Source organism: Azospirillum sp. VT-I1, from assembly GCF_055698305.1.
Genome location: NZ_CP168800.1, coordinates 2,651,490 through 2,672,112 on the forward strand (window position 1 = coordinate 2,651,490; position 20,623 = coordinate 2,672,112).

The 20,623-nt window shown below is 68.7% G+C and carries 20 protein-coding genes and 3 pseudogenes; 14 read left to right on the plus strand and 9 right to left on the minus strand.

Annotation, left to right across the window (positions count from 1 at the left end):
* Nucleotides 1–73: 73 nt before the first annotated feature.
* The 3 genes from AB8P05_RS12775 to AB8P05_RS12785 form a co-directional block, all read right to left on the minus strand.
* Complete coding sequence (locus tag AB8P05_RS12775; RefSeq protein ID WP_472759345.1) at nucleotides 74–382, minus strand: hemerythrin domain-containing protein; 309 nt, start codon at nucleotides 380–382, stop codon at nucleotides 74–76.
* Entirely contained in the window at nucleotides 337–2,286 is a 1,950-nt protein-coding gene (locus AB8P05_RS12780) for a cache domain-containing protein (protein ID WP_472758198.1), read from the minus strand. Before AB8P05_RS12780 ends, AB8P05_RS12775 begins: the two co-directional genes overlap by 46 nt.
* A 218-nt stretch (nucleotides 2,287–2,504) precedes the next feature.
* Nucleotides 2,505–3,260 carry a PhoH family protein gene (locus AB8P05_RS12785; RefSeq protein ID WP_472758199.1) on the minus strand — a complete coding sequence of 252 codons (756 nt, stop codon included), beginning with the start codon at nucleotides 3,258–3,260 and terminating at the stop codon, nucleotides 2,505–2,507.
* A gap of 809 nt (nucleotides 3,261–4,069) precedes the next feature.
* On the opposite strand from AB8P05_RS12785, the gene minC reads away from it, so the two are divergent.
* The 9 genes and pseudogenes from minC (at nucleotide 4,070) to dgcA (ending at nucleotide 12,361) form a co-directional block, all read left to right on the plus strand.
* Nucleotides 4,070–4,837, plus strand: coding sequence for a septum site-determining protein MinC (gene minC, locus AB8P05_RS12790; RefSeq protein WP_455171135.1), 768 nt, complete (start codon nucleotides 4,070–4,072; stop codon nucleotides 4,835–4,837).
* Nucleotides 4,838–4,931: 94 nt separating this feature from the next.
* Complete coding sequence (minD, locus tag AB8P05_RS12795; protein WP_149223123.1) at nucleotides 4,932–5,747, plus strand: septum site-determining protein MinD; 816 nt, start codon at nucleotides 4,932–4,934, stop codon at nucleotides 5,745–5,747.
* Nucleotides 5,744–6,106 (plus strand): cell division topological specificity factor MinE, encoded by a 363-nt coding sequence (gene minE / locus AB8P05_RS12800; RefSeq protein ID WP_472758200.1) that lies wholly within the window; start codon nucleotides 5,744–5,746, stop codon nucleotides 6,104–6,106. The genes minD and minE overlap by 4 nt, the downstream gene beginning before the upstream one ends.
* Before the next feature lie 284 nt (nucleotides 6,107–6,390).
* Nucleotides 6,391–7,218: pseudogene (locus tag AB8P05_RS12805) on the plus strand (FG-GAP repeat domain-containing protein); the annotation flags it as partial.
* A gap of 253 nt (nucleotides 7,219–7,471) precedes the next feature.
* Entirely contained in the window at nucleotides 7,472–7,795 is a 324-nt protein-coding gene (locus AB8P05_RS12810) for an ASPIC/UnbV domain-containing protein (RefSeq protein WP_472759346.1), read from the plus strand.
* Between the two features lie 240 nt (nucleotides 7,796–8,035).
* Nucleotides 8,036–8,560 (plus strand): PAS domain-containing protein, encoded by a 525-nt coding sequence (locus AB8P05_RS12815; protein WP_472758201.1) that lies wholly within the window; start codon nucleotides 8,036–8,038, stop codon nucleotides 8,558–8,560.
* On the plus strand, nucleotides 8,535–9,863 hold the full coding sequence (locus tag AB8P05_RS12820; protein ID WP_472758202.1) for a methyl-accepting chemotaxis protein: 1,329 nt from the start codon (nucleotides 8,535–8,537) through the stop codon (nucleotides 9,861–9,863). The genes AB8P05_RS12815 and AB8P05_RS12820 overlap by 26 nt, the downstream gene beginning before the upstream one ends.
* A 378-nt stretch (nucleotides 9,864–10,241) precedes the next feature.
* Nucleotides 10,242–11,288: a PDC sensor domain-containing protein gene (locus AB8P05_RS12825; RefSeq protein ID WP_455171140.1), complete on the plus strand. Its 1,047-nt coding sequence runs from the start codon at nucleotides 10,242–10,244 to the stop codon at nucleotides 11,286–11,288.
* Between the two features lie 81 nt (nucleotides 11,289–11,369).
* Nucleotides 11,370–12,361, plus strand: a pseudogene (gene dgcA / locus AB8P05_RS12830) (N-acetyl-D-Glu racemase DgcA).
* A 174-nt stretch (nucleotides 12,362–12,535) separates the two neighbouring features.
* On the opposite strand, the gene AB8P05_RS12835 reads toward dgcA, so the two are convergent.
* The gene (locus AB8P05_RS12835) at nucleotides 12,536–12,946 is read right to left on the minus strand and encodes a 4a-hydroxytetrahydrobiopterin dehydratase (protein WP_455171142.1); all 411 of its coding nucleotides are present in this window, start codon (nucleotides 12,944–12,946) and stop codon (nucleotides 12,536–12,538) included.
* Between the two features lie 154 nt (nucleotides 12,947–13,100).
* Here AB8P05_RS12835 and AB8P05_RS12840 point away from each other — a divergent pair, with 154 nt between their 5' ends.
* Nucleotides 13,101–13,706, plus strand: coding sequence for a uracil-DNA glycosylase (locus tag AB8P05_RS12840; protein WP_472758203.1), 606 nt, complete (start codon nucleotides 13,101–13,103; stop codon nucleotides 13,704–13,706).
* Here AB8P05_RS12840 and AB8P05_RS12845 read toward each other — a convergent pair.
* Nucleotides 13,696–14,355: a class I SAM-dependent methyltransferase gene (locus AB8P05_RS12845; protein ID WP_472758204.1), complete on the minus strand. Its 660-nt coding sequence runs from the start codon at nucleotides 14,353–14,355 to the stop codon at nucleotides 13,696–13,698. The genes AB8P05_RS12840 and AB8P05_RS12845 overlap by 11 nt on opposite strands.
* Before the next feature lie 207 nt (nucleotides 14,356–14,562).
* Between AB8P05_RS12845 and AB8P05_RS12850 the strand changes: the two genes are divergently transcribed.
* Entirely contained in the window at nucleotides 14,563–15,339 is a 777-nt protein-coding gene (locus AB8P05_RS12850; protein ID WP_472758205.1) for a CHAP domain-containing protein, read from the plus strand.
* Between the two features lie 222 nt (nucleotides 15,340–15,561).
* Here AB8P05_RS12850 and ubiA read toward each other — a convergent pair whose 3' ends face one another.
* The gene (gene ubiA / locus AB8P05_RS12855; protein WP_472758206.1) at nucleotides 15,562–16,509 is read right to left on the minus strand and encodes a 4-hydroxybenzoate octaprenyltransferase; all 948 of its coding nucleotides are present in this window, start codon (nucleotides 16,507–16,509) and stop codon (nucleotides 15,562–15,564) included.
* Nucleotides 16,510–16,741: 232 nt separating this feature from the next.
* On the opposite strand from ubiA, the gene AB8P05_RS12860 reads away from it, so the two are divergent.
* The 3 genes and pseudogenes from AB8P05_RS12860 to AB8P05_RS12870 all read left to right on the plus strand — a co-directional run bounded on the left by AB8P05_RS12860 (nucleotide 16,742) and on the right by AB8P05_RS12870 (nucleotide 19,458).
* The gene (locus AB8P05_RS12860) at nucleotides 16,742–17,125 is read left to right on the plus strand and encodes a response regulator (RefSeq protein WP_472758207.1); all 384 of its coding nucleotides are present in this window, start codon (nucleotides 16,742–16,744) and stop codon (nucleotides 17,123–17,125) included.
* 141 nt (nucleotides 17,126–17,266) lie between these two features.
* A pseudogene (locus AB8P05_RS12865) lies at nucleotides 17,267–17,938 on the plus strand (16S rRNA (uracil(1498)-N(3))-methyltransferase); the annotation flags it as partial.
* 155 nt (nucleotides 17,939–18,093) lie between these two features.
* Nucleotides 18,094–19,458: a glutamate--cysteine ligase gene (locus AB8P05_RS12870; protein ID WP_472758208.1), complete on the plus strand. Its 1,365-nt coding sequence runs from the start codon at nucleotides 18,094–18,096 to the stop codon at nucleotides 19,456–19,458.
* Between the two features lie 140 nt (nucleotides 19,459–19,598).
* Here the strand turns inward: AB8P05_RS12870 and fdxB are convergent, their stop codons facing one another.
* The 3 genes from fdxB to AB8P05_RS12885 are packed head-to-tail and all read right to left on the minus strand — an operon-like array spanning nucleotide 19,599 to nucleotide 20,622.
* A complete protein-coding gene (fdxB, locus tag AB8P05_RS12875) occupies nucleotides 19,599–19,892 on the minus strand; it encodes a ferredoxin III, nif-specific (protein WP_455171150.1) in 294 nt (97 codons plus the stop codon).
* 55 nt (nucleotides 19,893–19,947) lie between these two features.
* The gene (locus tag AB8P05_RS12880) at nucleotides 19,948–20,148 is read right to left on the minus strand and encodes a CCE_0567 family metalloprotein (protein WP_014247078.1); all 201 of its coding nucleotides are present in this window, start codon (nucleotides 20,146–20,148) and stop codon (nucleotides 19,948–19,950) included.
* A gap of 18 nt (nucleotides 20,149–20,166) precedes the next feature.
* Nucleotides 20,167–20,622: a NifX-associated nitrogen fixation protein gene (locus AB8P05_RS12885; RefSeq protein ID WP_472758209.1), complete on the minus strand. Its 456-nt coding sequence runs from the start codon at nucleotides 20,620–20,622 to the stop codon at nucleotides 20,167–20,169.
* Nucleotide 20,623 lies beyond the last annotated feature (1 nt).

The following is a 20,623-nucleotide window of genomic DNA, read 5'->3' on the forward strand; positions in this document are numbered from 1 at the left end:
TCCGTCAGGAATGGGGCCGCTTGCGGCCCAGGTCAAGAGGCAGGGCGGCGCCACTCCTTAGGCCATATGCCCCTCACGCGGCTTTCCTGGCCCCTTCTCCGCCGGCAGCTCCCCCGGCCACGCCCCCGGCCGTGCCGCGGGTGGCGGCCAGATGCTCGCCGATGCGTTTGTCGGCGCGCTGGATATGCTCGAACAGCCATTCGCGGACCAGGGCGAGCAGCTCGTCGGCCACGGAGTCGCCGGCATCCAGCCGGCGGCGCAGGTCGCCGGCGCGGGTGCGCAGCGCCTCGTGCTGGGCCTTGTGGGCCCTGGCGTCGGGATAACCGCACTGGTCCATCAGCCGCTCCTCCTGCTCGAAATGCAGAGCTGTATAGGCCAGCAGCCGGCCGACCGCCTCGCCAAGCGGGCGCCGGTCGCCGCCGGGGAGTCCTTCGCCCGCCGCGCCAGCGCGGCGGCCTCGTTCATCAGGGCGATCAGGATCATGTGGTCGGTGTCGATCGCCTCCTCGCCGACCGTCAGGCCGTCGGTCCAGGGCATGAAGGTCTCCGACCCGTCCGGCGGCGCTCCGTGCAGGGCGGCCAGCGGCGCCGCGTTGATCGCCTCCACATTGACCAGGAAGGCGTCGACCATGCCGCGCAGCCCATCGGCCTGCCGCGACAGTCCGCCGGCGGCGTCCAGCAGGGCCTCGGCCGACCGTTCGGTTTCCTGGGCGGCGTCGGACACCGCATCGATGCTGGTGGAGACCTGCCGGGTGCCTTCCGCTGCCTCGCCGGCGCTGCGGGCGATCTCGCCGGTGGCGGCACCCTGCTGCTGGACGGCGGCGGCGATGGAGGTGCCGATCTCGTCGCTGCGGGCGACGATGGTGCCGATCTCGCGGATGGCGGCGACGGCGGCGCGCGTCGCCTCCTGCACGTCGGCGATGTGGCGGGCGATCTCCTCGGTGGCGTTGGCGGTCTGGTTGGCGAGCGTCTTCACCTCGCCGGCCACCACGGCGAATCCCTTGCCCATCTCGCCGGCCCGCGCCGCCTCGATGGTGGCGTTCAGGGCCAGCAGGTTGGTCTGGCCGGCGATCCCGGCGATCAGGTCGGCCACCTCGCCGATCTTCTGGGCGGCGTGTCCCAGCCCGTCGATCCGCTCGCCCGCCTTCTGCGAAGCCTCCACCGCCTGGGTGGAGATGGCCGACGAGGTCACCACCTGCTGCCCGATGGCGGCGATGGACCCGGTCAGCTGCTCCGCCGCGGAGGCGACGGTCTGCACGCTGCTGGAGGCCTGCTGCGAGGCGCCGGCGACGGAGGTCGCCTCGCGCCGGTTGCGGTCGGCGGTGGCGGACAGGGTGCGGGCGGTGGTCTCCAGCGTGCCGACGGCGGCGCCGACGGTGCGGATGGTTTCCGCGATGGTGGCGTCGAAGCGGTCGGTCAGCCGCTTCAGCGCCTGGGCGCGCTGCTCGCCGACGCGATGCTCGATCCTCTGCCGCTCCCAATGGCGGGCGAGATCGATCTGCTGGACGCGGAAGATCTCAACGGTGCGGGCCATGGCGCCGATCTCGTCGCCGCGGCCGAGGCCGGGCACCGCCACCGCGCTGTTGCCGCCGGCCAGCTCCTCCATCACCTGGCCCAGGCCGCCCAGCGGCCGGACGATGGCCCGGCTGACCAGCAGGGCCAGCAGTCCGGCGGCCAGCGCGATCAGCAGCCCGGTGCCGGCCAGCCGCCATGCGGCGCGGCTGAAGGCGTCGTCGACGTCGTCGATGTAGATGCCCGACCCGACCAGCCAGCCCCAGGGGGCGAATCCCTTGACGTAGGACAGCTTCGCCACCGGCTCCGCCGATCCGGGACGCGGCCAGAGATAGTCGACGAAGCCGCCACCGTCGGCCTTCACCACGCGCACGAACTCCTGGAACAGCAGCTTGCCGTTGGGATCGGCGTTGCGCGACACGTCCGTGCCGTCCAACTCCGGCTTGATCGGGTGCATGACCATGCGCGGGCCGAGGTCGGTGACGAAGAAATACTCGTCGCCGTCATGGCGCAACGCCTTCAGCGCGGCCTTCGCGCCGGCCTGCGCCTCGATGCGGGAGAGGGCGCCGGCCCGTTCCCGCGCCTCGAAATGCGCAATCAGGCTGTGGGCGATCTCAACCACGTTGCGGGTCTTGTCGCGGCGGTCGGCCATCATCTCGTCGCGCAGCCCCATCAGGCTGACCACGGCAATCAGGACCAGCCCGGCACCGGACGCCGCCAGGATCGCTGCGATCTTGCCCCGGATGCTGATGCGTTCGAACACGGCAACGGTCACGGTTGCGGCCTCCCTCGGCGATGCCCCTAAAATTTCGGGGACATTTGCCGGGGCGGAAGCCGCCGTCAAGCCGATATGTTCGTATGTCCTACGCTTCGTTCAACTGAATGTCATAAATGCAACCATAATGGGGTGTGGAAGGGCGATTTCTGCGGTAGAAAGGGGCGGGAGACGCCATTTCGACGCCTCCCGTGCAACGTTGCGGCGAAACGCCGCGGTCAGAGCACCGTCAGCATGCTGGCGACCAGCGGATGGCGGACGATGTCCTTTTCCGTCAAGCGGGCGACGGCGATGCCCTCCACCGCCTCCAGCCGGCGGGCGATGTCGGCCAGCCCGGACAAATTGTCCAGCAGGTCGGTCTGGTCGGGATCGCCAGTCAGCACCATGGTGGAATGCCAGCCCAGCCGGGTCAGCAGCATCTTGATCTGGGCATAGGTGCAGTTCTGCGCCTCGTCGATCACCACGAAGGCGTTGTTCAGGGTGCGGCCGCGCATGAAGCCCACCGGTGCGATCTCGATGGTGCCGTCTGCCATCATCATCCGCAGCCGCTTGGATCCCAGCCGATCGGTCAGCGCGTCGTAGAGCGGGCGCAGGAAGGGCGCCATCTTCTCGTGCATGTCGCCGGGCAGGTAGCCGATGCTCTCGCCCGCCTCGATCGCCGGGCGGGACAGGACGATGCGGTCGACGCTTCCCGCTTCCAGCGCCTCCACGGCGGAGGAGATGGCGATGTAGGTCTTGCCGGTGCCGGCCGGCCCGAGCGCCACCACCAGATTGTGCGTCTTGATGGCGTCCATCAGCAGCTTCTGGTTGGGGTTCTGCGGCTTCACCTTGCGGAGATAGCTCTGGTCGCGGCGGTCGTCGCCCCCACCCAGCGGATCCCAGCCGGAGACGCTGGGGCTGCTCATGCCGGGGAAAAGCGGGTGGACGGTGGAGTCGCCCGCCGCGGCGATGCCTTTGCTGGAACGCTTGGCCATGTCGCATCTCCTCGAATGGTGGGGGTGGCGCCGGACCGGGTCACGATGGCTTCGGGCACAAAAAAACCTCCCGCAGGGGGAGGCTCGACCGGACGCATGGATGCGCGTTGATGAGTGCTTCGCCGGGCGCTGCGGCCGGGCATCGTGCCGGATCCGGACATGCCGGTGCGGGCCGACGGGGGAGGTGCTCTGTAAGCGAAACAAGGTGCAAGAGAACCTCGTCGTCGTTGGAAGCCACGCAACCTGACTGTACCGGTCTCAACGCACCACGTCAGGCAAAATTGCGGCCGACGCGAAATATTCATACTAGATGTGGTGTGGGTGCCGCAGGAAAGCCGGAAGGGGCGGGGTTGGTAACCCTTTCCGCCGAGCCGCATCGGCCGCCGGATGGCCTTCCGGCCGATGCGGGCGAAAGGCTTTGCCGCTGCCGGACGCTTTCATTACACTGTGCGGCCACGGGGGAAATCGAACGATATGCTGCAACCCTGGCCTGTCCGCGCAGGTGGACGGTCGCGACCCCAGATCGCTGTCCCGATCATCGTCGCGCCCGGCGCCGGCAGGGCGGGTGGGGATTTGGCCGGTGCCGGGCGATGGCCGGGCGGCCGGGTGCGGCATGCGATTGTCACCCGTGGGGGCGGGGAAACTCTTGAATCCGACCGCTGCGGACGGCTAGAAGGCGCGGATTGGCTGGCTCGATGCCGGTGCCGCGCGTGATGGCGGGCGGCTCCGGACCGGACGCAGGGCGGAACCAGACGCATGGCGGACCGGACTTACGGCACGGGACGGCAGGAACGAACGGGAAGGCTACGGTGAGCAGCGCCAGTCAGGTCGCCGAACGGGATGTGCCGTTCCAGTTGCGTGGCAACTCCTTCACCATGATGGTGCTGAAGGTCTTTGCTCCGACATCGCCGAATTTCTTCACCCAGCTGAACGTCAAGGTGCGCCAGGCGCCCAATTTCTTCCACAACGCCCCGGTCGTGCTGGATTTCGACGACCTGCCGGAGGGCATCGTCTTCGACCTCGGCGCCTTCGTGGCGCAGGTGCAGGCGCTGAACCTGCTGCCGGTCGGCTTCCAGGGCGGCCCGCAGCCGGTGCGCGAGGCGGCGATGAATGTCGGCCTGACGCCGATGCCGTCGGGCCGCGCCGCCAAGCTGGAAGAGGTGGTGAAGGCTCCCGATCCCCGGCAGCACGACCAGCAGGCGCCGGTCGCCGCACCCCAGGTGCTGATCGAGGTCGTCCACCGCCCGACCGTGGTGGTGACGGAGCCGGTGCGCTCCGGCATGCGGGTCTATGCCGAGAAGACCGACCTGATCGTCACCAGCTCCGTCTCGCCCGGGGCGGAGCTGCTGGCCGACGGCAACATCCATGTGTATGGCGCGCTGCGCGGCCGGGCGCTGGCCGGTTTCTCCGGCGACGCCAACGCCCGCATCTTCTGCCACAGCCTGGAGGCGGAGGTGCTATCGGTCGCAGGCAATTATCGTGTCAGCGAAGACATCGGCAGTGACTTTTACAAGAAAGCCGTGCAGGTTTTCCTGCGCGACGGCGTCCTCAGCATGGACCTTCTGAAGACGGGCTGAGGCGCGGCAGGACAGGTTCCGTTCCGGAGGGTGAAATCTTCGGATCGTCTATGGTATCGGTGACGGCAACTTTGGGATTATGGGAGAGGCTCCGTTGAGCAAGATCATCGTCATGACCTCCGGCAAGGGCGGTGTCGGCAAGACGACCTCGTCCGCGGCCTTCGCGACCGGACTGGCGCTTCGCGGCTTCAAGACGGTCGTCATCGACTTCGACGTCGGTCTGCGCAACCTCGATCTGGTGATGGGCTGCGAGCGCCGGGTGGTCTTCGACTTCATCAACGTCATCAACGGCGAGGCGAAGCTCAACCAGGCGCTGATCAAGGACAAGCGGATCGAGAATCTCTACATCCTCCCGACCTCGCAGACGCGCGACAAGGACGCGCTGACCCGCGAGGGGGTGGAGAAGGTCCTGAACGAGCTGTCGAAGGAATTCGACTACATCCTGTGCGACAGCCCGGCCGGCATCGAGCGCGGCGCCCTGATGTCGCTCTATTTCGCCGACCACGCCATCATCGTCACCAACCCCGAAGTCTCGTCGGTGCGCGACAGCGACCGCATCCTGGGCGTGCTGAACTCGCGGTCCCGCCGGGCTGAGCAGGGGCTGGAGCCGGTCACCCAGCAGCTTCTGCTGACCCGCTACGACCCGGAGCGCGTCGAGAAGGGCGAGATGCTGAAGGTCGACGACGTGCTGGAGATCCTGGCGATCCCGCTGCTCGGCGTCATTCCGGAAAGCCAGGCGGTGCTGCGCGCCTCCAACGTCGGCATGCCGGTGATCCTCGACGAGGTTTCCAACGCCGGTCTGGCCTATTCGGACGCGGTCGGCCGCTTCCTGGGCGAGGACATCGAGCACCGCTTCGTCACCCCCCAGAAGAAGGGCCTGTTCAGCCGGCTCCTGCGGAGGAGCGCATGAGCATCTTCAACTTCTTCCGCGCGGCACCGCGCGCGTCGGCCGTCCAGGCCAAGGAGCGTCTGCAGATCGTCATGGCGCACGAGCGCGCCGGGCGCAGCGGCCCCGACTATCTGCCGATGCTCCAGCAGGAGCTGCTGGCGGTCATCGCCAAATACGTCAACATCGACGAGAACAAGGTCGAGGTGAAGCTCGACCGCGGCGGCGACTGCTCGACGCTGGAGGTCAACATCGAACTGCCGGCCCGCGAGCAGGCCAAGGCCGCTGCGGCGGCCAAGGCCGGCGACAAGCCGGCCGGCAACGACGATGCGGCGGCCAAACGCCCGATCAGCGGCAATGCCGGCGCGAAGAAGCGCATCTGAGCGGGCGCGCGGCGGCTGCCGCGGCCTCCCGAGTTGCCCGAATCCCTCCGGTGCGGCCGCGCCGGGGGATTTCGCATTTTCGGCCCCATCCACATGGTCCGCCGCCGGCCTCGGCATCGGACATAGGCCGCACCTGATCATCCGTCCGGGTTTACGGCCGGGCGGGGACGGGGTATCAACAGGGATACGCCGCACGAAAGGCCAATGGCTCCAAAGGCCTGCCTATGACGGGTCCAGGAAGCGGAGCTGCCGGCGGTGACCGACCACGGGACAAGAGGGTGCCGATGTTCCTCGATTGCTCGTCGCTGATCGCCGAGAACCCGCCGCGGCCATCAAACGGGATTGCGGTCACGGACATCGACGGCGATGGGGCCTTCGAGCTGGTCGTGGCCGGCTACCGCACCGCCAATCTCGTCCTGAAATGGGTCGACGGCCGGCTGGTCGATGTCGCCGACCCGCTGCTCGCCGATCCCACCGGTCCCGCCCTGGGGCTGGCCGCCGCCGACGTCGACGGCGACGGGCGGGAGGAGCTGTATGTGGTCAACTGCGACCGCGCCACCGGCACCAAGGACATGGCCGACCGGCTGTTCGCCTGTTTCGGCAGGCATTGGCTGGACCTGTTCGCCCAGGCGGAGAATGCCGGCGCCGCCAACCACACCGCGGCCGGCGCGGTCGCGGCCATCGACCGCTGGGGCCATGGCCGCTACGGCTTCCTGGTGGCGACAGACGGCGGGCCCCTGCGCCTGTACGAGCTGACCCGCCGCGGACGGCTGGAGGACGGGGCGGAGGAGGCCGGGCTCGATTCGATCGGCGCGGCGCGCGGCGTCACGATCCTGTCCATCGTGTCGGACCACATGGATGTGGTGACGGTCAACGACGGCGGTCCCAACGAGCTGTTCCGCAACCTCGGCGACGGCAATTTCGAGGAGATCGCGGAGGAGCGCGGCATTGCCGATTCGCGCCCCTCCGGCCGCGCGGTGGTGGCGCTGGATGCCGACGGCGACGGGCTGTTCGATCTGGTGGTCGGCACCTGGGACGGTGCGCAACGCTATTTCCAGCAGCGCATGGGCGGCGGGTTCGTCGAGACCGCCGGTGCCGACTTCTCGATGCCCGGCCGCATCTTCACCGTCGTCGCCGCCGATTTCGACAATGACGGCTATGAGGAGCTGTTCTTCCACGCCCATGGCGAGCCCAACCGGCTGTTCGGCTGGCGCAACGACCAATGGCAGGAGCTGGAGCTTGGCGACGCCATCGAACCGAAGGGGCTCGGCACCGGCGCCGTCGCCGCCGACATCGACGGCGACGGCCGACTGGAACTGGTGCTGGCGCATGGCAGCGCGCATGGCGGCGGTCATGGCGGCGGTCATGGGGGAAGGCGGCGCGCAGCCGCTGTCGGTCTACCGCCCGGCGGCGACCGGCAATGGCTGGCTGCGGGTTCAGCCGCTGACCCCCTTCGGCGCGCCGGCCCGCGGCGCGGTCGTCAGCCTGACCGCCGGCGGGCGGCGCCAGCGCCGGGCGGTGTGCGCCGGCTCCGGCTATCTCTGCCAGGGCGAGCCGGTGGCCCATTTCGGCCTGGGCCCGCTCCACGCGGTGGAGCAGGTGGAGGTGCGCTGGCCCGACGGCACCGTTGTGACGGTGGACAACCCGCCGGCCGACCGGCTGCTGATCATCCCCTATCCGCCGGAATAGGGCGGCTGACCCGCCGGACCGTCCGTACCCAAATATTTCAGCACCGCAATAGGTAGGGTCTTTCCTGCAAGCTTCCGTCACATTACAGTGCAATTCGTTGCGGCGCCCGCGGTGCGGGGCATCGCGCGGCATGCCGATCCGGACATATTCCGTTCCTGCCGCCGGTTTTAGCCGCATCCGGGATTGCGCTGCGACCGGCGCGATCCTGGCGGGTCGGGGATGCGGGAGACCGGAAGGCACATGGCACGACGCGACGTTCCCCTGACGGGGGTGGAACGCTTCTTCGACCCGGATGAAGTCATCGTTTCCAAGACGGACCTGAAGGGGCGGATCACCTACGCGAACCGGGTGTTCCAGCGGGTCGCCGGCTACAGCGAATCGGAGCTGATGGGCGCCCCCCATTCCATCGTGCGCCATCCCGACATGCCGCGCTGCGTCTTCAAGCTGCTGTGGGACACGCTGGAGGCGGGGCGGGAGATCTTCGCCTATGTGGTCAACCGCGCCCGCAACGGTGACCATTATTGGGTCTTCGCCCATGTCACGCCCAGTTTCGACGCCGATGGGCGGGTGATCGGCTACCATTCCTCCCGCCGGGTGCCGGAGCGCGCGGCGCTGGAGAAGGTCATCCCGCTCTATCGCCAGCTCCTGGACATCGAGAACAGCCATGCCGACCGCAAGCAGGGGATGGAGGCCGGATTCGCCGCCGTCCTCGCCCTGCTGGCCGAGAAGGGAATCGGGTATGACGAATTCGTCTTCTCCCTCTAACGCGTCGTCCCTGACCCGGGCCGGCTGGCTGGTCGCGCTGGGAATCGCAGCGCTATCAGCCTTGCTGGCGGTCGAACTGCTGAATGCCGGCGGAACCGTGCTGCGTGCCGGTCTGGCGCTGGCCGGGCTCGCCGCGCTGGGCGGGGCCGGCCTGTTCCTGCGCCGTGCCGGCGCGGTGGTGCGGCAACTGACCGAGGTGAACCTTGCGGTCGCCGCCGGCGATTTCGAGGCGCGGGTGACCGGCATCCGCGAGGGCGGGGCGCTGGGCGAGCTGATGCACGCGACCAACGACGCCATCGACCGCACCGACGCCTTCGTGCGCGAGGCGACCGCTTCCATGCATGCGGTGTCGGAACACAAGTATTTCCGTCGGATCGTGCTGCGCGGCATGCAGGGCGGCTTCCTGCACGCCAGCCGCACCATCAATGCGGCGACGGAGAGCATTTCCCAGAAGGTCGCGGGCTTCGCCGGCGTCACCCAGCGCTTCGAAGGCCAGATCCAGAGCGTGTGCAGCGAGGTGGCCCATACCGCCCACAAGCTGGAGGTTTCCGCCCGCACCATGGAGACGGACGCGACCCAGGCCACCGGCAAGGCGTCGTCGGTCGCGGCCTCCGCGGCGCAGACCGGCAGCAATGTCGGCAGCGTCGCCGCGGCGACGGAGGAGCTGTCCGCCTCCATCGCCGAGATCGCCCGCCAGATCGGCGAGGTCGCCCGCGTCGCCGAGACCGCGGCCGGCGAGGCGGAACGGTCGAACGCGCTGGTCGCCACTTTGTCGGGGGCGGCGCGCACGGTCGGCGACGTCATCACCCTGATCAACGACATCGCCAGCCAGACCAACCTCCTGGCGCTCAACGCCACCATCGAGGCCGCCCGTGCCGGCGAGGCGGGCAAGGGATTCGCCGTCGTCGCCCAGGAGGTGAAGCGGCTGGCCGACCAGACCGCCAAGGCCACTGGCGACATCGCCGCCCAGATTGCCGGCATCCAGTCCTCCACCGACGAGGCCGTCGGGGCCATCGTCGGCATCGGCCGCACCATCACCTCGATCAACCAGATCGCCGCCGGCATCAGCGCCGGGATCGAGCAGCAGGGCTCCGCCGTGCGCGAGATCGTCGTCAACATGGAGCAGGCCGCCGCCGGCACGCGTGCGGTGTCCGACGACATCCGCGAGGTCACCGACGCCGCCGGCCGCACCAGCGGCACCGCGCACGAGGTGTTCGCCGCGTCCGAACGCATGGCGGCGGAGGCCGACCGGCTGACCCGCGAGGTCCAGCATTTCCTGGACGAGATGCACCGCGTCGCCTGACATCATTTCCCCGGCGCATCGGCGCGTGCCGCATCAACTGCCCGGGGAATGTGCACAGCATGTGCATGGGATCCCGCGCTATGGAATTGATCTGGCGTCTTTCCGGCTGCGATGGACTTTTTGTTACGAATTTAGCGAGAAATCGTGTTACCAGTCGGCAATATGGCTGACGGACGGCTGCCGGTGCCGCGGTCCCTTGAGCAACCTCACGCCAGCCTGCCTTTTGTTTCAGCATCTTAACCGAGCGGCATTCCCCAGCACTCCGGGGCTTGCGCGTCGTCCGCGGCCAAGTGCCGCGGAAATCGGGGAGGATGGGTGGCCGGCGATGGGCCGGCAACCGTTGGCATGGCTTTTGATGAAGGGGACTCAGGGACGGTCATGACGGGGGACAAGACGATGAGCATGGCGGGCACCGATCTGTTCGAGCTGTCGCGGGGCGTGCTGGATGTTGCCTCGAAGAAGGTGTCCTTGATCGAGGACATCACCCGGCGCACCAAGATGCTGGCGATGAACGCCCTGATCGAGGCGGCGCGGGCCGGGGACGCCGGACGCGGCTTCGCCGTCGTCGCCAACGAGGTCTCCGAGATCTCGACCCAGGTCAACAGCATCACCAAGGAGCTGCGGTCGGAGATCGTCGCCCGCGTCGATCACCTGACCACCACCGGCAGCGCCATGGTGCAGGAGATGCACGGCAAGCGGCTGGCCGACCTGTCGCTGAACATGATCGAGATCATCGACCGCAACCTGTACGAACGCTCCTGCGACGTGCGCTGGTGGGCGACCGACAGCGCGGTGGTCGATTGCGCCGCCGACCCCAGCGAGGAGGCGCGCCGCCACGCCTCGCGCCGGCTGGGCGTGATCCTGGAATCCTACACCGTCTATCTCGACCTCTGGATCGCCGATCGCAACGGCACCGTCATCGCCAACGGCCGGCCCGACCGCTATCCCGGCGCCCGCGGCGCCAACGTGTCGGACGAACCCTGGTTCCGTCAGGCGCTGGCCACCCGCAACGGCGGCGAGTTCACCGTCGGCGACGTCGCCCGCAACCGCAGCCTGGACGACCGCGTCGTCGCCACCTATGCCACTGCCATCCGTCGCGACGGCGAGTCGGACGGTGAGGCCATCGGTGTGCTCGGCATCTTCTTCGACTGGGAACCCCAGGCCGCCGCGGTGGTCGAGGGCGTGCGGCTGGAGGCCGGGGAGCGGGAGAGGTCGCGCTGCCTGCTGCTCGACGCCCGCCACCGGGTGATCGCGTCCTCCGACGGCCGTGGCCTGCTGACGGAGACGGTGCCGCTGCGCCGCAACGCCGGCTCCATGGGCCATTACATCGACGACAAGAACCGCATCGTCGGCTATGCCCTGACCCCCGGTTACGAGACCTACAAGGGGCTGGGCTGGTACGGGGTCATCCTCCAGGAACGGTGAGCCTACCGTCTCAAGCCTGTCGCCTTTGCGGACGGGGCCGGGATACACTCCCGGCCCTGTTCCGTTTCGGGGTTCGCGATCATGTCCGCCCAACAGCTGACCGTCCGCCGGGAGAGCTTCCCGATCCGCGGGTCCTTCCGCATCTCGCGCGGTGCCAAGACAGAGGCCGCGGTGGTGGTGGCGGAGGTGACCGACGGCCCGCACCGCGGCCGCGGCGAATGCGTGCCCTACGCCCGCTACGGCGAGAGTGTGGACGGAGTCGCCGCCGCGCTGGAGGCGATGGCCGGCGCGGTGGCGGGCGGGCTCGACCGCGAAACGCTGTCCCGGCTGATGCCGCCCGGTGCGGCCCGCAACGCGCTGGACTGCGCGCTCTGGGACCTGGAGGCCAAGCGCAGCGGCGTGCCCGCCTGGAGACTGGCTGGGCTGGCCGAGCCGCCGGGGCCGCTGGTCACCTGCTACACGCTGAGCGTCGACGAGCCGGAGGCGATGGCCGCCGCGGCGCGCGAGCGGGCGCCGCGCCATCCGCTGCTGAAGATGAAGCTGACGGGGAAGGCGACCTCGACCGCGTCCGCGCCGTCCGTGCCGCCGCCCCCGCCGCCCGGCTGGTGGTGGACGCCAACGAAGGCTGGACGCTCGACCAACTGCACCGCTTCGCCCCGGTGCTGGCCGGGCTGGGCGTCGAGATGATCGAGCAGCCGCTGCCCGCCGGCCGGGACGAGTCCCTGCGCGGCGTCGATTGCCCGGTGCCGCTGGGTGCCGACGAATCCTGCCACGGGCTGGAGTCGCTGGACCGGCTGCGCGGGCTCTATCGGGTGGTGAACGTCAAGCTGGACAAGACCGGCGGCCTGACCGAGGCGCTGGCGATGACCCGCGCCGCCCATGCCATGGGGTTCGAGGTGATGGTCGGCTGCATGGTCGCGACGTCGCTCGCCATGGCGCCGGCGATCCTGGTGGGGCAGGGTGCGCGCTATGTCGACCTGGACGGCCCGCTGCTGCTGGCCCGCGACCGCGAGCCGGGGCTGCACTATGACGGCGCGGTGGTCCAGCCGCCGGCGGCGGAGTTGTGGGGGTAGGGGTAGCACATTGCCCCCTCCCTAACCCTCCCCGCGTTCCGCGGGAGAGGGGACTGCCGTCGTTTCGCGAATCCACCCTCTACCGCAATCGGACCGGCCTTCGGCCGGCCGAGAACGGGGAAGGGAGGGACCCGCGGCGAAGCCGTGGGAGGGAGGGGGCGCCCGGAGCCCCCCTCACGCCCCCTGCACGTAGGGCGGCGGCGGTGTCCCCACCGAGGCCGGCACATAGGGCGCGTCGGCGATGCCGTTGACCTTGGCGGCCATGATGAAGTCGTTCTCGTGCAGGCCCCTGATCTTGTGGGTCCAGAAGGCGACGGAGCAATGACCCCAGCCGAAGCGGATTTCGGCATGGTGGCCCTCGGCCTCGCACAGGTTGCCGACCTGATTGGCGAAGGCCTGGGCCTGGGCGAAGTCGGGGAACTTGAAGTCGCGCTCGATGCGGTCGGGATCCTCCTTCAGGACCCAGCCCGGCACCTGCACCAGATAGGAGGCGGCCATCGCGCGGTCCATCGGCGGTATCCCGCCGCGGCAGGGTTCGCAGGTCTTGCCGGCCAGTTCCTGCGTCGCCGGTGCTTGCGGTGTCATCCCGGTCTCTCCCTTGTTTGTGGGTTGGGCTTGTTTGTAGGGTGGGCGGTCTGGGCTGGACCCTTACCGTCTACAAGCTTGGGTTCGGGCCTGCGCTTCGGCAAGCCCGGCGCCCCGACTGCGCCCATTTGGCAAGATTTCTGGAAACGATCCGATGACCGACCTGCGCACCGACATGCCCTTCGCCGATTACCAGTACCCGACCAAGCCGGTCGACGGGCCGCGGCTCGCCATCGTCGGCGAGGCGCCGGGGGCGGAGGAGGCGCGGCAGGGCACGCCCTTCGTCGGGCGCAGCGGCAAGCTGCTGGACGAATCGCTGGCCGCCGTGGGAATCGAGCGGGCGGAGTGCCTGGTCGCCAACGTCTTCCGCTATCAGCCGCCGGGCAACAAGGTGGGGCATTTCTTCGCCTCGCGCGCCCGCGCCCGCAAGGAGGGGCGGGAGATCGACGAAAGCTGGGGCGCCTTCGGCACGTCGGACCGGCTGCTCGCCGAGTTCGCCGGCGAGATCGAGCATCTGCGCGCCACGCTGGCCGACTACCGCCCGTCGGTGATCGTGGCGCTGGGCCGCACGCCGACCTGGGCGCTGACCGGGGAAAACGGCATCCTGCAGCTGCGCGGCAAGGTGCTGCCCTGCCGCCTGCTGGAAGGGGTGGAGGTAGTGCCGACCTTCCACCCCAGCTATCTGCTGCGCGGCCAGCTGGTGGAACAGCCGACCTTCCTGGCCGACCTGCGGCTGGCCGTGTCGCGCCTTACCCGTTAGGCAGCAGCTTCCAGATCGTCGTCTCGCGCGCCTCCCGGTCCTCCAGCTCCAGCGAGGTCGGGATGGTGTAGTTGGCCAGCCTCTCGACACCGCCGGCGGGGAAATAGGCGCGGCCGGGATCGCCCAGCAGCACCAGCGTGCCGGTCGCCGCGATCTCGCGCAGCCATGCCGTCACCCGCTCGGCCATCGGCTTCTCGTAACAGACGTCGCCGGCCAGCACGACGTCGATGCCCGGCAGGGGCCGGTCGACCAGATCGGCGCTGACCGCCTTGACCTCCACCCCGTTGGCCTCGGCGTTCAGCGCGATGGCGGCCAGCGAGAAGCGGTCGATGTCGCAGCACTGGACCCGCGCCGCCCCCGCCTTCATCGCGGCGATGCCGACCAGCCCGGTGCCTGCGGCAAAATCGAGCACCGACCTGCCGGCCACCAACTCCGGCCGGTCGAGCAACAGCCGCGCCACAGCCTGTCCACCCGGCCAAGCGAAAGCCCAGTATGGCGGTGGCAAATTCGTGGCGGCCAAGGTCTCCTCGGTCGCCTGCCAGAGGGGCGTGACCTCGGTGGCAAGATGAAGCTGGATTTCCGGCAACAGCGGCGTGGTCGTCAGCGTCGTGTTGTCGCGGACGAAATCTTGCGGAGATGCGTTGTTCATACGAGGCTTCCCAAGGGACTCCGCTGTTGAGGGTATGTCGGTCGATGGCTTTTGAATGTTACACATTTCAAACGGTGTAGACACAGCTGCGAACCCGTGTTACCCGTTCTCGTCAGGGGAAAACAGAGGGATTGGGGAGTCATGCGGCAGAGGGGAACCGCCATCGGCCTTTCGTTTGCGGCTTTGATCGCGCTGAGCCCCCTTACCGTGTCGACGGCCGCCGCACAAGACGGCGATTGTGTCCGCACCGTCCGCTCCATCTCCGATTTCACGATCCGCGGCGACGCCTGGACCTGGTGGGACCATGCCGCCGGCCAGTATGACCGCGATCATCGCCCCGCCGTCGGCTCCGTCCTCGTCTTCAAGCGCACCGGCCATATGCGCCGCGGCCACGTCTCTCTGGTCAGCGCGGTGATCGACCGCCGCACCATCGAGGTCGACCACAGCTGGATCGACGGCGACGGTCTGCGCCGCGGCATGCGGGTGGTCGATGTCTCCCGCAACAACGACTGGTCCGCCGTCCGCGTCTGGCACGAGCCGACCGACCAGATGGGCCTGCGCGTCTATGCCGCCTACGGCTTCATCATGCCGGAAGGCGAAGAGGCCCCGCGTGGCGGCCGGATGCTGGATGCCGGCGACCGCGGCATGGACCAGGGCTTCAGCAGCACGCCGCGCGGCCGCAGCAAGGCCAACGGCCCGCGCATGATGGAAGCCTCGCTGCACCCGCAGAAGGGCCACAGCGTCTCGGTCCCCGGTCGCAAGCCGCAGAGCCTGCCGGCGACCGCCGTCGCTTCCCACCCCAAGCCGCAGCGCATGGACGTCGCCGTGCTGCCGGTCCGCAAGCCGGGTTCCGCGCAGGCCACTCCGGCCCCGGTGACCGTTGCGGAAGTCACGGCTCCCGGCAGCCGCCGCACCGTCGCCCCCGGCCGCAAGCCCGGTGCCGGCAACTCCGTCGCCCAGCTGGCCGACACCAGCGAGCGCTGAGCGGGGCGGGTTTCAGGGTTTCAGGAAGGGCGGGGCTTGGCTCCGCTCTTTTTGTTTGTGCGGGTGTGGGATTGCCGGCTCCGATTGCCCCCTCCCTAACCCTCCCCCGCCTCTGGCGGTGGAGGGGACTGCCGCCGTTTCGCGATAGGCACCCTCTCCCGCGAAGCGGGGAGGGTTGGGGTGGGGGCACCGACAGCCAACCCCCTCCCCACCATCGCGCTCCTAAACCTTCCCCGCCAGGATCGCCGCCAGAACCAGCCAGCCGAACCAGCGGTTGGACTTGAACTTGTCCAGGCAGTCGCCCTGGTCGTCCGGCCGCCATGTCGCGACCTGCCAGGCCAGTTGCAGCGCCGCCAGCGACAGCACCGGCAGGAACAGGCCGCCCAGACCGGCGAGACGGCCGGCGATGCCGATGCCAACATAGGTCAGGGTGTAGAAGCCGTAGATCCAGATCTTGCTCTGGTCGCCCAGGCGCAGCGCGGTGGACTTCACGCCGATGCGGGCGTCGTCCTCCTTGTCCTGGTGGGCGTAGATGGTGTCGTAGCCCAGCGTCCAGGCGATGCCCGTCACATAGAGCGCCAGCGCCGGCCAGCCGACGTCGTTCTGCACCGCGGCCCACCCCATGAGGGCGCCCCAGTTGAATGTCAGCCCCAGGAAGGCCTGCGGCCACCAGGTGATGCGCTTCATCAGCGGATAGGTGAAGACCAGCGCCAGCGACAGCACGCCCAGCCCGATGGCCGTCATCCCCAATTGCAGCAGGATCAGCAGCGACACCAGCAGCTGCAGCACCAGGAAGACCAGCGCCTGCTTCACCGACACCTGCCCCGACGGGATCGGGCGGGAGCGGGTGCGTTCCACCATCGCGTCGAACTTGCGGTCCAGGATGTCGTTGACGGTGCAGCCGGCGCCGCGCATCAGCACCGCGCCGATCCCGAACAGCGCCATCAGCCAGAGCAGCGTCGGCCAGTCGCGGAAGGGCTGCGGCATCGCCAGCGCCACGCTCCACCAGCAGGGGAACAGCAGCAGCCAAGTTCCGATCGGACGGTCCAGCCGCGCCAGCGTGACATAGGGGCGCAAGCCCGCCGGCAGCCGGCGGGCGAGCCACCCGTCCTGGCGGATGTCGGTGAAGCCGGACTCGGGAAGAGTGGGGCCGGTGGAGGCGGTGGGCATGACGGCGGCATTCCCGCTGTGCTATGGAGATGTCTGAACAGGCAATCAGCGCGAAGGTATCGGGCTGCCGTCCCAGCGGCAAGTGCGCTGCCTCGGCCGGGTGCGTGGTGGGTGCGGCGAAAGGCCCGGACCGGCGCTATGAAAAATAGCGGGCCGGGGACTTGCGCGCGCCAAAATCGTGCCAATACTGTTTCTTCGTTGCAACCTCAGCGGCCTGCTATCTTAAATGGACATGAACGCAACACCGGACCGTTTCGCCGTGGTCATCGACGACGAGTCGATCATTCTGGCCGGGATGGAGATCATGCTGGACACCTGGGGCTACCGGGTGCTGGCTGCCGAGGATGTGGAAACCGTCCTGGCGAAGCTGCCGGGCAATCCGGCTCCGGATGTGATCCTGTCCGACTACCGCCTGCGCGACGGCTGGTCCGGCATCACCGCCGTGCGTGCGGTGCGTGAGGCCTGCGGTGCCGCCGTTCCCGCCATCATCCTGACCGGCGACACCGGCTCCGAGCTGATGGCCGCCGCCAAGGCCGAACAGGTGCGCATCCTGCACAAGCCCGTCCAGCCCAACGACCTGCGCCGCCAGATCGAGTCCCTGATCGCTCCGGCCTGATCGCGGCGGCCTGTTCCGCTGGACTCCGGCCCGCCCTCCGTTTTCCGCGCATTGCCCCTGCGCGTTTCCGTTGTCTCTGATGTGCTGACTTGCACGCCCGCGGCCGGCTATAGTCGGCGCCGCCCCGCGGAGACGACAGCCATGGCCGACCCGATCAAGACCCGCCTGTATGTGGACAGCCCGCTGGCCGAAGGCCAGTCGGTCGGGCTGGACCATGAGCGCGCCCATTTCCTGCGCCATGTCCTGCGGCTGGACCGCGGCGACCCGGTCGCGGTGTTCAACGGCCGCGACGGCGAATGGCTGGCGACCATTGACGGCTTCGGCAAGGGCTGGTGCTCGCTGACCGTCGCGTCCCAACGGCGGGAGCAGGACTCGACTCCGGACCTGTGGCTGCTCTTCGCCCCGCTGAAGAAGGGCCGCATCGACTTTGTCGCCGAAAAGGCGACCGAGATGGGAGTGTCCCGCCTGTGGCCGGTCTTCACCCGCCGCACCGATCCCAACCGCGTCAACATCGACCGCCTGCGCGCCAACGCGGTGGAGGCGGCCGAGCAGTGCGAGCGGCTCAGCGTGCCGGAAATGGGCGAAGCACTGCCGCTGGACCGCGCGTTGGCCGGCTGGCCGGCCGACCGCCGGCTCTATCTGTGCGCGGAGGCCGGCTCCGCCCGTCCCATTGCCGACGTGCTGCGCGATGCGCCGCCCGGTCCTGCGGCCTTGCTGGTCGGGCCGGAAGGCGGCTTCGACCAGTCGGAACTTGACGAACTCGTCAAACTCCCCTTTGTTGTTCCGGTGGGATTGGGTCCGCGCATCCTGCGGGCCGATACGGCGGTGGTGGCGGCGCTGGCCTGCTGGCAGTCCTTGGCCGGGGACTGGACTGCCGGGGAAGCGACCGACGTCCGCCTTTCCGCGCGCCGACCCCTTAACCGGCCGCTATCCGGCCGTTCCTCCGTCCACTTCCCGCGAGAGACTTCATGTCCGCACCCCCGACCACGCGCGGCGAACCCATCACCGACCGCCGCCAACTGGCGGCCTATCTCGAGTCCGGCTGCAAGCCGGCGCCGGACTGGCGCATCGGGACTGAGCACGAGAAATTCGCCTACCGCACCTCCGACCTGCGGCCGCTGCCCTATGACGGGCCGGACGGCATCCGCGAGCTGCTGACGCGCCTGACCCGCTTCGGCTGGCAGCCGGTGGAGGAGAAGGGCAACATCATCGCGCTGGTCCAGGACAAGGCCAACATCACGCTGGAGCCGGGCGGGCAGGTCGAGCTGTCGGGCGCGCCGCTGGAGACCCTGCACCAGACCTGCGCCGAGGTGCACCGCCACCTGCGCCAGGTGAAGGAGGTCGGGGCGGAACTCGGCATCGCCATGATGGGGCTGGGCTTCCAGCCGAAATGGACGCGCGCCGACATCCCCTGGATGCCGAAGGGCCGCTACAAGATCATGCGCGACTACATGCCGAAGGTCGGCTCGCTCGGCCTCGACATGATGACGCGGACCTGCACCGTGCAGGTGAACCTGGACTTCGCGTCCGAAGCCGACATGGTGAAGAAGTTCCGCGTGTCGCTGGCCCTGCAGCCGATCGCGACCGCGCTGTTCGCCATGTCGCCCTTCACCGAAGGCAAGCCGAACGGCTTCCAGAGCTTCCGCAGCCACATCTGGACCGACACCGATCCGGATCGCACCGGCGACATACCCTTCGTGTTCGAGGACGGCTTCGGCTTCGAACGCTATGTCGATTATCTGCTCGAAACGCCGATGTACTTCGTCTACCGCGACGGCGTTTACATCGACGCGGCCGGCCAGTCCTTCCGCGACTTCATGGACGGCAAGCTGCCGGCCCTGCCGGGCGAGGTGCCGCTGATCACCGACTGGGCCGACCACACCACCACCGCCTTCCCGGAAGTGCGGCTGAAGAAGTATCTGGAGATGCGCGGCGCCGACGGCGGCCCGTGGCGCAGCCTGTGCGCCCTGCCGGCGCTGTGGGTCGGGCTGCTCTACGACCAGGTGGCGCTGGATGCGGCCTGGGATCTGGTGAAGGACTGGACGGCGGAGGAACGCGCGCATCTGCGCGCCGAGGTGCCGCGGTCGGGCCTGCGCACCGGCTTCCGCGACCGCAGCGTGCGCGAGGTGGCGCTGGAGGTGGTGGCGATCGCCCGCGACGGTCTGGCGCGGCGCGCCCGCAACGACAATTGGGGCGACGACGAGACCCACTTCCTCGACACCCTGCAGGTCATCGCCGAGACCGGCCGCAGCCCCGCCGACGAGCTTCTGGAGAAGTTCAACGGCCCCTGGGGCGGCAGCGTCGATCCGGTGTTCAAGGAGTATGCGTACTGAGGGGAGTGGGTGGGGAGGTTAGACCCCCACCCCAACCCTCCCCCGCTGGGCGGGGGAGGGGGTAAGCGCGTGTTCGGGGGAGTGGCGGCAGTCCCTCCCCGCCCAGCGGGGAGGCTAGGTGGGGGTCTAACTCCTACCCCTCACGCCGCCACCGGCACATGCGTTATGCAGCTCTTCGAACACACCTTCGAGCAGCTTTCGCAGCCGATGCAGTTGGCCGCGGTCTCGACCGTCATCACCTTCTTCTCGGCCTCGTCGTCGAAGGCGTCGACGATGTCGCCGTCCTCGGTCAGGCCGATCATGTTCAAAACGCCGCGCCCGCAGACCTTGAAGCAGCGGCCGCAGCCGATGCACTGCTTCTGGTCGATGGACTCGACGAATTTCGGGGTCCAGCTCTGACCACCCCGGGTGGTGCCGGTCAGGAACTCAGCCATGGGAATGCTCCTCTCGGGAAAGGCTGCGCCTAAGCTTCTTGGAAATTGACAGGGATTACGCCTTCTCCAGCGCCTTCAGCGCCGCCCGCTTCTCCGTCAGGGTCTTGAAGGCGTCATAGGTTTCCTGCGCCACCGTCAGGATGCTCTGCCAGTTCTGCGGAAGCTCTTCCGACAGGTCGTGCAAATCCATCTTCTTCTGGGTGGCGCGGGCGTTCAGCTTCTTGATCTCGTCCTTCAGGGCGTCGATGTCGCTCATGGTCTCCATCCCAAGGCTTCAGAGGTTTGCGACCTCGGGGTATTCCCGGATCAGCGCCACCGCGTCCTCGACCAGCTTCGCGCCGTCGGCGGCCATCTTCTCGATGCTGGGGAAGCCGAAGCGGTGGACGTCGCGCAGCGTCTTCGACACCACCACCAGCCGGCCGGTGGTCAGGATCATGCGGCCGAAGCCCTCATGGCTCATCTTCATCATCGGCGAGGCCATCATGCCGGTCTGCTTTTCCACCATTAGCCCGACCGCCTTGTAGAACAGCTCCAGCCGCCACAGCGTGTCCGGATCGGGATCGCCGATGATCGGGATGGCGGCCCGCGCCTCCTTGTCCAGGATGAAGGGGGCGAGCAGAGCCTCGTCCGGCTTGCCTTCCCAGGCGCCATAGCTGTCCTCGGCACGGAACAGCAGGACCAGCGTCTTCACGAACTGGTCGGCGACCGACAGTTCAGCCAATTCGGCCATG